Source organism: Flavobacteriales bacterium, assembly GCA_021296215.1.
In the GTDB taxonomy this organism is placed as follows: Bacteria; Bacteroidota; Bacteroidia; order Flavobacteriales; family ECT2AJA-044; genus ECT2AJA-044.
In genome coordinates this window covers 1-10,564 of record JAGWBA010000080.1, presented here as the reverse complement: position 1 = coordinate 10,564, position 10,564 = coordinate 1, and the positions used below count along the sequence as shown (strand labels likewise).

8 protein-coding genes are annotated in these 10,564 nt (G+C 50.8%); 5 read left to right on the top strand and 3 right to left on the bottom strand.

What is annotated here, in order from left to right; all coding sequences use genetic code 11:
- Nucleotides 1–375 precede the first annotated feature (375 nt).
- Both J4F31_10895 and J4F31_10890 read right to left on the bottom strand, forming a co-directional pair.
- Nucleotides 376–2,868 carry a T9SS type A sorting domain-containing protein gene (locus J4F31_10895; protein ID MCE2497065.1) on the bottom strand — a complete coding sequence of 831 codons (2,493 nt, stop codon included), beginning with the start codon at nt 2,866–2,868 and terminating at the stop codon, nt 376–378.
- A 4-nt stretch (nt 2,869–2,872) separates the two neighbouring features.
- Nucleotides 2,873–3,859: a D-alanine--D-alanine ligase gene (locus tag J4F31_10890; protein MCE2497064.1), complete on the bottom strand. Its 987-nt coding sequence runs from the start codon at nt 3,857–3,859 to the stop codon at nt 2,873–2,875.
- A 72-nt stretch (nt 3,860–3,931) separates the two neighbouring features.
- Here J4F31_10890 and J4F31_10885 point away from each other — a divergent pair, with 72 nt between their 5' ends.
- Genes J4F31_10885 through J4F31_10875 form a run of 3 tightly spaced genes read left to right on the top strand, consistent with a single transcriptional unit; the run spans nt 3,932 to nt 7,588 of the window.
- On the top strand, nt 3,932–4,768 hold the full coding sequence (locus J4F31_10885; GenBank protein MCE2497063.1) for a PASTA domain-containing protein: 837 nt from the start codon (nt 3,932–3,934) through the stop codon (nt 4,766–4,768).
- The gene (locus J4F31_10880; protein MCE2497062.1) at nt 4,752–6,566 is read left to right on the top strand and encodes a hypothetical protein; all 1,815 of its coding nucleotides are present in this window, start codon (nt 4,752–4,754) and stop codon (nt 6,564–6,566) included. Before J4F31_10885 ends, J4F31_10880 begins: the two co-directional genes overlap by 17 nt.
- Nucleotides 6,566–7,588 carry an RluA family pseudouridine synthase gene (locus J4F31_10875; protein ID MCE2497061.1) on the top strand — a complete coding sequence of 341 codons (1,023 nt, stop codon included), beginning with the start codon at nt 6,566–6,568 and terminating at the stop codon, nt 7,586–7,588. The genes J4F31_10880 and J4F31_10875 overlap by 1 nt, the downstream gene beginning before the upstream one ends.
- A gap of 75 nt (nt 7,589–7,663) precedes the next feature.
- On the opposite strand, the gene mqnE is transcribed toward J4F31_10875, so the two are convergent.
- On the bottom strand, nt 7,664–8,839 hold the full coding sequence (gene mqnE, locus J4F31_10870) for an aminofutalosine synthase MqnE (GenBank protein ID MCE2497060.1): 1,176 nt from the start codon (nt 8,837–8,839) through the stop codon (nt 7,664–7,666).
- Nucleotides 8,840–8,938: 99 nt separating this feature from the next.
- Between mqnE and J4F31_10865 the strand changes: the two genes are divergently transcribed.
- Both J4F31_10865 and J4F31_10860 read left to right on the top strand, forming a co-directional pair.
- Nucleotides 8,939–10,000: a c-type cytochrome gene (locus J4F31_10865; protein MCE2497059.1), complete on the top strand. Its 1,062-nt coding sequence runs from the start codon at nt 8,939–8,941 to the stop codon at nt 9,998–10,000.
- 68 nt (nt 10,001–10,068) lie between these two features.
- Nucleotides 10,069–10,503 (top strand): LPP20 family lipoprotein, encoded by a 435-nt coding sequence (locus J4F31_10860; GenBank protein MCE2497058.1) that lies wholly within the window; start codon nt 10,069–10,071, stop codon nt 10,501–10,503.
- Nucleotides 10,504–10,564 lie beyond the last annotated feature (61 nt).

Below are 10,564 nucleotides of genomic sequence, written 5' to 3'. Positions count from 1 at the left end.
ACAAACAGAGTAAATCTGTACAACAAATTGAATCGAATTTGATAGTTTAGAACGGTCTCATAACGGGGAAGTCTTCAAAGTACAGTAATTTAACCTAATGTATAAGTTCTGGATATAGAACTGAGTGCTAAAATTCAGCTGGTCCGCATCAGGTCTTTCAGATCAGGTTTTGGCTTTGCCAAAATCAGGTTCTTCAAATCAGGTCTCACCGGAATTAAGGTCAAGCGAGGTTGATCAGGTCCTGCGGATCAGGTCTCGCTGCGCGAGATTAGTTTGACCATGCCTCTGATTGAGCATCGCGCAACCTGAATTGCCGAAGGTAAACCTGAATGTAATACTCCCAATACCCATTAACTTTCTTAATCAACCAATCAACTACAGCTTCACCACCACAGTAGCTCCTTCAGCTAACCTCAAAACGTATTTTCCGGTCGTTAGGTCGGATATATCCAGTTGATCGATCGGATAACTCCATTGACGAACTACGCGGCCTTGAAGGTCAACGAGTACTCCGGACTTTAAAGGTTCACTGAATCGGATGAAGTCTTTGGTGGGGTTGGGGTAGACGGACCATTCGGCCATCTGGTCTTCTTCGAGGCCAATGCCGGGAGTTTCGAGGTTCAAGTCCCACAACCCACGTGCGTGCGTTCCAAATCGCACTACGTCGAGCGCATCGATGTATTCCACGCTCCAGCAGTTGACGTCGGGCATGCCCATTAGGGTCAGGTCGTACCATTGATCGTCGCCGGCTACATATACGAAGGGACCTACTTCTGTGGCCGCGAATAATAGCGAATCCGTTGGGTCGCCGGCCAATTCGTGCACCAAAGTCGGAGGTAGCCCATTGTTAAGGGCGGTCGCTGTAGCACCGTGGTTTTCGAGTTTGTATATGGGCGGATTACTATACCCGCTGCCACCGATATACACCGTTCCAAGACTGTTGGGAGAAGGGTAAATGTACATTCCGTAGAAGTAATGAGTGCCGGGTGCGTTCGAAATGGTGTGTGATGTCCAACTGGTGCCTGAATCATCAGAGTGATAAATTCGACCATTTTCGGTTAAAACGTACCAATGATTCGGATCGATTGGGCTGTATGCCATGGCTGTGATTTGACCCGCCCCACCTTGATTGAAATTGAACGGCATTTGTGATGGCACAATACTGCCACCGGTATGTACAAGTTGAATCATATAAGACCCAGAACCAGAGTTTAAATTACCGGCCACATAAGCCGTATATCCGTCGATTGGGTCAGCCATTAATGGGGGTATCCACAAGCTGTTGGCTCCGCCGAAATCCCAACTGGTCGTCGACATATTTGCAAAGCCTGCTTCGGTGACGTGCATGGCAAATCCCGGATAGTTCATCCACACACTGTACCCGTCATCGGAGCTCACCAGCCATCCATAGTCACCGGAGATTTCTTGCTCGAAGGAGAGAATACCGCCATTGTCTTGAAGGATACGCTGATACCCCTGATCTTGCGTGCCTACGTGAATGATGCCCGGGTCCGTTTCGTCCGTGTAATGATCGTACAGCCGCGATACGTTGAGTCCGGCCATTCCGCGGTTTTGTACCGTAAGCCCTTTGTTCGTTGATGAGTAGAACGATGCGTCCGTACTAATAAAGAGTACTTCATTTCCGTGATCATCGTAAAACGACTGAATATTCGGAATATCCGCGTGAAGCTTATTTGCTTCAAAATCGTAGTAGTCGAACCAATTATTGACCTTGTTGAAATTCGCTCCACCATTCCACGACCGCCAGCACTCGACCGCGCCGAAGAAGAGGGCATCGGGATCACTCAAAGAGCACTCAAAGCTGGTGCGGCGAAAAGGGTTCTCCCCAACGTTTCCTTTTAGTGTCCAAGTTACGCCATTGTCGTCGCTTCGGTAAATGTCCTGGTCGGAGTATACATAGAGGATTTCATTTCCACTCGCCGGAGCCGAAGTACCGGTGAGCAGCATAGTCCCCAATCCCGAAGTGCCTGAAATTTTCCCTCGGAAAGATCGGGTTGAATCACTGAGCTCAAAGATCGAATCGCGATAGACCAAGTACGCGGCTTCTTCGTAGCGATGAGCCCAGAGGTCGAGGCGACTGTGAGCTCCACCACCACTTTCTGTAAACGTGTACATCAACTGAAATGATGAGCCGTGATCCGTACTTCGATGCAGGCGTTGTTTCCATCCACCCGTCCATTCGGTGGTCAATGCGTACAAGGTCTTGGCCGAGTCGTTCAGCAACACGACGTCCCTGAAGCTTCGGTTCGAAGCATTTGGATCGAGTCCGACCGCGGTGTCCCAAGTGATCCCCAGGTCATCGCTGTAATAAAAGTACGCCCCCCCCGTACCCGATAAAAGTCGCTGGCTACCGTTGTGATCCACGAATCGAACGAATAGGGCATCGGCCATGCGAAACTGTTCGTTCACCGGTTGCCAATTGGAGCCATCCTCGGGACCGGAGAACATGATTCCGCCCGCGGTCTGAACGAACATAACATCGTTAATGGTATCCCATTCCACGGCCATGATTCGACCGCTATTAAAGTTGCAACCGCGTTCTTCGAATTCACCACGGACTTTACCTCCTGCAAGCGAATCAACGCTGCTGCGATAGGCCAGTCGACGTTGCCGTTCAAAGCGATATTCATGGTCGATGCGATTCGGATCAACACCCGGTGCGGCTTTTTTCATGCCTTTGAGCCAAGCAGATTTCTGCTCGTGCCGCTCTTCCTCACTGGTGCTGTCGTACACCACTATGGTGCCTTTGGGCTGTGGGAATTTTCTTTCTTGGGTCGAGGTGTCAAAACGCGAAGCTAGCCACGGTATTAATGCTAGACATGCTAAGCATACGATGGATTTGAACATAATGCTAATTTCTTTTCAGAATGACTTTCATTTGGTTGACGAAAAAGGTGCGCAGATCGAGTCCGAACTCGCGGACCTGCTGAGGCACAATACTAGCCTCGCTTAATCCCGGCACGGTATTGATTTCGACGAGGTGAGGCACCCCGTCGCGCAGAATATAGTCCATCCGGCACATACCTTTTAAACGCAGAAGGCGGTATATCCGTTGGCTGGTTTCTTGTATGGCTTGTTGCGCCTGCGGCGCGATGTGAGCCGGCGTGATCTCTTGACTCGCACCTAAATATTTGGCCTCGTAGTCGAAGAATTCGTTCTCACTCACGATCTCCGTGAGTGGCAATGCCGTTATTTCGCCCTCGTGCTCGAATACACCGCAGGTGACCTCGCGACCTTCCAGAAACTCTTCAACGATCACCAAGTCGTCGAACTCTTGTGCTTTCTGAATTGCGGGCACTATACCATTGATATCCTTCACTTTGCTGACTCCATAGCTCGATCCTGCTTTACTCGGTTTTACAAACATAGGAAACCCGAACTCCTGGGCCAAATCTTCAGCATTTGCCTCGTCGCGAATGTCGATCAGTCGGGCGCGAGCACCAGCCACGTTGTATTGACGAAGCAATTGGTTGCATACCCCCTTTTCAAAGGTCAATGCCGACTCGAATGCCCCACAGGTGTTGTAGGGTATTCCGAGTAAGTCGAAGTACGACTGCAGTTTACCATCCTCGCCGGGCGTCCCGTGGATAGCAATGAAGACGGCATCAAAATGTATCGTGCCGCTAGGCACAGAAACCGTGAAATCACCGCGGTCAACAGGGCTGCGCGATCCGTCGTCGCCAACGAGATACCACCCCTCGTGAGTGAGGTCGATGAGATGGACGTCGAATTCGCTCCGGTCGAGATTTCGCTGGACCACGGAGGCACTTTTTAAGGATATTTCGCGTTCGCTGGAATAACCACCGGCGACAACGGCGATCGAAGGCTTGGTGTTCATAGGGGCTAAAGGTAGTGCAGATTTTAAACGCTACCACGGTCAAAATCTTATCTTTGCGCCGATCTGAAGGGTATGGAATCCGTTATTAAATTTATCAAATCAAAGGTTTTTTGGCGTCATGCTATCGCTTATGCGCTGTTGCTGCTCGTGGGCTTTTTTGTCCTGAATTGGTGGTTGGGTAGCTATACTCAGCACGATGAAACGGTCGTAGTGCCCGATTTGCTGAGCTTTACACTGGAAGAGGCCGGCGAAAAGTTGAAGCCGATCGAGCTGAATTTCGCCGTGATCGATTCAGCGGAATTCAATCCGGAGTATCCGCGCGGAGCCGTGGTGGGGCAAATTCCGCAGAGCGGGAGCGCCGTAAAACGGGGCCGAACTATTTTTTTGACCGTGAACCCTCGGAGCATTCAGAAGGTGATCCTACCCAACCTCATCGACCGATCCAAACGTCAAGCTATATCGTACCTCGAGACCTACGGTTTTCGGGTCGGCGAACTCGAATTCGTGCCGGATATGGCTCGCGATGTCGTGGTCGGAGTCAAATACAACGGTCGCGAAGTAAAGCCCGGTTCGGCCTTGCCCAAACAAGCCGTTATCGACTTGGTGTTAGGCGATGGATTGAGCGATCAAAAGATCTCGGTGCCCCGGTTGCCGGGGCTTACGCTCGACGAAGCGGAAGTGCGCCTGAAAGAACTGAGCTTGAACGTAGGGGCCTTGAGCTACGACGAAACGGTCGAAGATTCGTCCATGGCGCGTGTATACCGCCAGTATCCCGATCCGAATCCGCGACCTTTCATTCGATTGGGGATGTCCGTCGACCTTTGGTTTACCGAAGACAATACGAAAATCCCTGCCGATACGTTATTCATCACAGAACCCGATACGCTGCGGAATGAAATTGTGGAGTAAGGCCTTTGCGGCTCTGTTGTTTTTAGCGCCATTTGGCACCCTCGCCCAGGAATTGTTGGCGCCCTTGAGTACGAATCCCGTGCTCGAAGCGCATGCCGATAAATATAAGGGCCTCGTGGCCCGAAGTGCGGCTTCGGTCGACACGCTGGACCTTCCGTTCTACGATGATTTTAGCGACCCGCTTGTTGTGCCACGGCACGATCGGTGGATGGATACCCTCACCTATATCAACATGGATATGGCCATTGCTCCTCCCTCGTACGGAGTGGCCACTTTCGACGGCCTCAATGGAAAAGGACGAGCGTACAATATCGCCAACCAGAATGCCTATGGTGTTGCCGATTATCTGACCTCGGCACCGATAGACCTCAATTACCTGCCGTCCGATTCCGTGTACCTGAGCTTTTATTACCAGATGACCGGACTCGGAAATGCTCCTGAAGCCGAGGACTCATTAGTACTCGAATTCCGTTCACCGACCGATACGCCCGACTGGGTGCACATATGGTCTACTCCGGGCGATTTGCCCGACACCGTTTTTAGGTCTGTCTACATCTCCATTACCGATACGACGTGGTTGACCAGAGGATTTCAATTCCGATTCAAGAACTACGCTACGCTAAGTGGTAACCTCGACCACTGGCACGTCGATTACATCATTCTGGATGAGGGGCGCTCGCGGAACGATTCGGCCATTGATGATATTTGTATCTCCGAACGGCCCGAGTCGATCCTCGAGGATTTCTACGCCGTGCCGTGGACGCATTTTAATGCCCTCAACGACCCCTACAAAGACAACAACGTGGTAAAGTTCTGGAACCGAGCCAGCGGAATTCGTAACGTGAATTTTGGATATCGCATGTATCAGGACGGCGTCAACGTATTTAACTCGAATGTGCTCTTCAAGAACTCCGATCCGTTTGCTTTTGACTCGGTCAACTACATCTACCAGACCAATTTGGAGGACAACATAGTGCTCAACAGCAGCGATAGTTCGAATGTCACCATCAAGTATTTTATTCAGTCCGTTCCCGATGTACGGCCCGAGAACGACACGCTTACTTTTTCGCAAAAGTTTTACAACTACTACGCTTACGACGATGGAACGGCTGAACGCGGTTATGCATTGAACGATCTCAGCGCCAAAATGGTGTACTACATCGATCCGCTGATCGACGACACTTTGCGCGGCTTGTTGCTGTATTTTCCACCGACCTTGATCGATGCTACGGAGAATGAATTCCGCATCGGAATATGGACCATCGATGGCCAAACGGGAGCACCGGCTCAAGCTCTATACAAGAGCGATTCGGTGTACGTGCCGCGCTACACGCACGTCAATAATTATGCGAGGTATATTCTCGATGTCCCACAATTCATAGATCAACCCGTGTATATAGGTATAGAGCAGGTGTACAACAACGAGATGTATGTTGGCTTCGACCGAAACAACGATAACTCCGACAAGTTGTACTACTTCGTGAGCGGTTTGTGGTTGCCTAGCGAATTGCCCGGAACGCTGATGATGCGCCCTATGTTCGGTAAGTCGGTGAATAGCGATCTTGGGCTTTCGACCCAAGCGTTGACTGAATTCACCGTGTTTCCTAATCCGGCCGCGAGCCACATCCGCTGGAATAGCGAGGCTGAAATGCCCTACCGAATCGTTGACTTGCAGGGCCGAACGGTCGCATCGGGCCGAGGAACGACGGCCCAAATCCAAAACCTGGCCCCGGGAACCTACATCTTGTTTACCGAGGGCGATCGTCCGAAGTACGCGCGGTTCATTAAAGTGAAGTGATGAGCGAAGAAGAATTGGACGATAACGAGGAGTTATACGAACATCATAGGTTCGTAGCTGATAAAGGGCAAAAGCCGCTTCGGGTCGATAAGTTTCTGAACAACTTTTTGGAGAATATTTCGCGGAATAAGATTCAGACCGCAGCCGACGCCGGAAACATCCACGTGAATGGTACGGCGGTAAAATCGAACTACAAGGTAAAGCCCGGCGACGTGGTGCGGGTGGTCATGAGCACGCCGCCCCGCGAGCTGGAGCTCATTCCCGAAGATATTCCGCTCAACATCGTGTATGAAGACGAGGACGTGGTTGTGGTGAACAAGCCGGCCGGACTCGTGGTGCACCCCGGATACGGGAACTACACGGGCACGTTGGTGAATGCGTTGATCTATAATTTTGATAATCTGCCTACTCGGCAGGAAAATGACCGCCCGGGATTGGTGCACCGATTGGATAAGCTCACCTCCGGACTCATGGTCATCGCCAAGAACGAGCCAGCCATGGCGCATTTGAGCAAGCAGTTTTTCGATCGCGCCATTGAACGCCGCTACATCGCCTTGGTTTGGGGTGATTTCGAAGAGGATTCAGGCACCATTGTTGGGAACATCGGTCGGAGTTTGAAGAACCGAAAGGTGCAGGATGTTTTCCCCGAGGGGGATTATGGCAAACATGCGATCACACACTGGGAGGTGGTAGAGCGATTGGGTTATGTAACCTTGATCCGCTGTAAACTGGAGACGGGCCGTACGCATCAGATCCGCGTGCACCTTTCGCACGAGGGGCATCCCTTGTTCGGTGATTTCGAATACGGGGACGATAAGATCTTGAAAGGGACCACCTTCACCAAGTACAAGCAGTTCGTTCAGAATTGCTTCAAGATTCTGCCCAGACAGGCCTTACACGCGAAAACGCTTGCCTTTACTCATCCCAGAACGGGGGAGTGGATGTCGTTCGAGAGCGAGTTGGCCGAGGACTTGGTCGAGGTGATCGACAAGTGGCGGAACTACGCCAAGCACGCGATGTAACTAGTCCGGGGAGGTGGCCTTGAGGGACACGCCGAGGGGTGCATCGAGCCGCAGGCTCAGAAATTCAAAATTAACTTAGTTAGGCAACGCTTGCTCGCGGATATCTTCGACGTCGTATTCGAGGTAATCTTTGAGGTGTTTGTAGACCGTATCGCGTTCGATCGGGTGGCGTCCGGCATCTTTGATCAAGGTTACGAGCTCGCCGGTGGTCATGGCCGGATTCTGCTCTTCGGCGCCGGCCATGGAGTAGATCTTGGTGCTGTCGTCGATGGTACCGTCGATGTCGTTGACTCCGAATCCGAGTGTAAGCTGCGCCGTTTTGCGTCCGATCATGGGCCAGTAGGCTTTGAGGTGTGGGAAGTTGTCCATGTAAATACGAGCCACTGCGTACATCTTGAGGTCGTCGATCATGGTCACTTCGGGCACGTCGCTCATTTGGTTGTCGCCATTGCGGAACTTCAGTGGGATAAAGGTGTTGAATCGGCCCGTTTTGTCCTGCAGTTGACGTAAGTGCTCCATGTGATCGACTCGGTGCTTAAACTTTTCGATATGTCCATACAGCATGGTCGCATTCGAGGGCATTCCGAGTTTGTGAGCTGTTTCGTGAATCTCGAGCCACTGTTCGGTGCTGCATTTATCCGCACAAATGATGTTGCGGATCTCCTCGTCGAAGATCTCTGCTCCTCCGCCGGGCAAACTGTCTTGTCCGTGTTCTTTCAGTATGCGCAGGCCTTCTTCGTAGCTTACCTTGGCCTTGCGGCACATGTACTCGAGTTCTACGGCGGTAAAGGCTTTTACGTGAATGTCGGGCCGAATTTCCTTTACTTTTTTAATGAGCGAAGCGAAGTAGTGTAAGCCCATTTTCGGGTGCACACCTCCTACGATATGCACCTCTGTAATAGGTTGTCCGTCGTAAGAGCGCACTTTTTCGAGGATCTCTTCTTCGGTCATTTCCCAGCCTTCGTTCTTGTGTTTCAGCAGCCGGCTGTACGAGCAAAACTTGCAATCGAAAAAGCAAATGTTCGTCGGCTCTACGTGGAAATTGCGGTTGAAGTAGGTGTAATTTCCGTGCCGTTGCTCGCGAATATAGTTTGCCAAAGTGCCCAAATATCCGAGTTCGCCGCGCTCAAAAAGCAGCACACCTTCGTCGAAGATGATGCGCTCTCCGGCTTTGACTTTTTCGGCAATATTCTTGAGTTCGGGAGCGAGGTTACTCTGTAAAATGACCTCTATACTTGCGGGCTTTTTCATAGCAAATCGAATGAAGGGTACAAAGGTACGAAGACCATTGGTTTTCAGATAAAACAATGATCACCCACCATTCGTTTAATTGTTGCGTAAGTTTGTAGTATGAAGAAGTACATCCTCTTCTTATTGGTTGGCGCAATCGCCATGGCCTGTGGTCCGGACGGTGATGATGGACCTGATCCGGTTGAAAACGAACCCCATGTGATCGACCTTCCATCCTATTTTGGCCCGTTAGTGCAACCCTTGGACAATGAGGCGACCGTTAAAGGGGTTGAGCTCGGACGTTTTCTATTCTTTGAACAAAAGTTGAGCGCCGACAATACCTTGAGTTGTGCGGGGTGCCATCTGCCTGCGGCAGGATTCGCGGATCCCAACCCCACGAGTACCGGTATCGACGGTATCGATGGTACGCGGAATGCTATGGCCATTATTAATTTGGCCTACCGATCTAACGGCTTCTTTTGGGATGGTCGATCGGCGACTTTAGAGATCCAGGCAGAGGAGCCCGTGCCGAACCCAATCGAAATGCATCAGGAGTGGCCCGAGGCGCTGAGTAAGTTGCGCAACGATCCGCTGTATCCGCCCATGTTTAAAAGCGCATTTGGGGATACCGCCATAACCGTGGACCGGGTGACCAAGGCCATAGCTCAGTTCGAGCGAACCTTGATCAGTGGAAACAGTAAGTTCGATAGATTCTTGCGGGGCGAGGTTGAATTAACTCCGTCCGAAATTCGCGGGTTCGATACGTTCGAAAATGAAACTTCGGATTGTTTTCACTGCCACGGCACTTATGCCACGGCCTTTCAGTTTACCGATAACGCCTTCCACAATAATGGACTCGATAGTGTTTGGCCTCCCTCTGATCCGGGATTGAACGCCATTACCGGTGACCCCAATGACCTGGGCTTATTCCATACGCCCACGCTCAGAAACATCGAATTCACCGGACCTTACATGCACGATGGTCGATTCGAGACACTGGAAGAGGTGATCGAGTTTTATAATATGGGAGGGCATCCTTCGCCAACGATAGATCCCAATATGAAGGCGGCGGGGGTAGGTCGTAACTGGACTCAACAACAAAAGGACGACTTGATCGCCTTCTTGAAAACCCTTTCCGATCCTGAGTTTATCAATGATCCGGATCATTCCGACCCACATTAATCTTTCCAAATTCGGATTTTGGCGCGACCTTTGGTTTTTATAGAGTAGAAACTAAAAAATGTACTGCCATGAAACGTATTGTATCCTTTAGCTTGATCCGGGCTGTCCTCATAGGTGTGGGGTCCCTGACCTCTTGTAAGAGTAAAAAACTTGAAGCACCTAAGGGCGAAGTAGAGATCGCCGTGCCTTGCAGCGGTGAAGACTTTTGGTCCGATAAGGGCGTGTTCCGCGCCAATGCCGTTGGAGAATCAAAAGACCAGATGGTATCCAGGAAGAAAGCCATGAGCAATGCTCGGGCCGATTTGGCGAACTCTATCAATACGACCATCAAAGGAACCATCGACAACTACGTGAACTCACGAGAGTTCAACAACCAAGAAGACGTTGAAGAGCGTTTTGAGGGATTGACTCGAGAGGTGATCAATCAAGAGTTGGCCGGTGTGAAGGCCATTTGCAAAAAGATGTTCACTACCGAAGATGGCACGTACAAAGAACTGAGCTAAAATCCAACTCCTAAATCGCTTTATTGTACGTAATTGGATTTATTGATTTGTAAGCGGGATC

Coding starts and splice junctions, on each gene's coding strand:
- J4F31_10860 (MCE2497058.1), top strand. CDS start 10,069: ATGAAACGTATTGTATCCTTTAGCTTGATCCGGGCTGTCCTCATAGGT.
- J4F31_10885 (MCE2497063.1), top strand. CDS start 3,932: ATGGAATCCGTTATTAAATTTATCAAATCAAAGGTTTTTTGGCGTCAT.
- J4F31_10890 (MCE2497064.1), bottom strand. CDS start 3,859: ATGAACACCAAGCCTTCGATCGCCGTTGTCGCCGGTGGTTATTCCAGC.
- J4F31_10865 (MCE2497059.1), top strand. CDS start 8,939: ATGAAGAAGTACATCCTCTTCTTATTGGTTGGCGCAATCGCCATGGCC.
- mqnE (MCE2497060.1), bottom strand. CDS start 8,839: ATGAAAAAGCCCGCAAGTATAGAGGTCATTTTACAGAGTAACCTCGCT.
- J4F31_10875 (MCE2497061.1), top strand. CDS start 6,566: ATGAGCGAAGAAGAATTGGACGATAACGAGGAGTTATACGAACATCAT.
- J4F31_10880 (MCE2497062.1), top strand. CDS start 4,752: ATGAAATTGTGGAGTAAGGCCTTTGCGGCTCTGTTGTTTTTAGCGCCA.
- J4F31_10895 (MCE2497065.1), bottom strand. CDS start 2,868: ATGTTCAAATCCATCGTATGCTTAGCATGTCTAGCATTAATACCGTGG.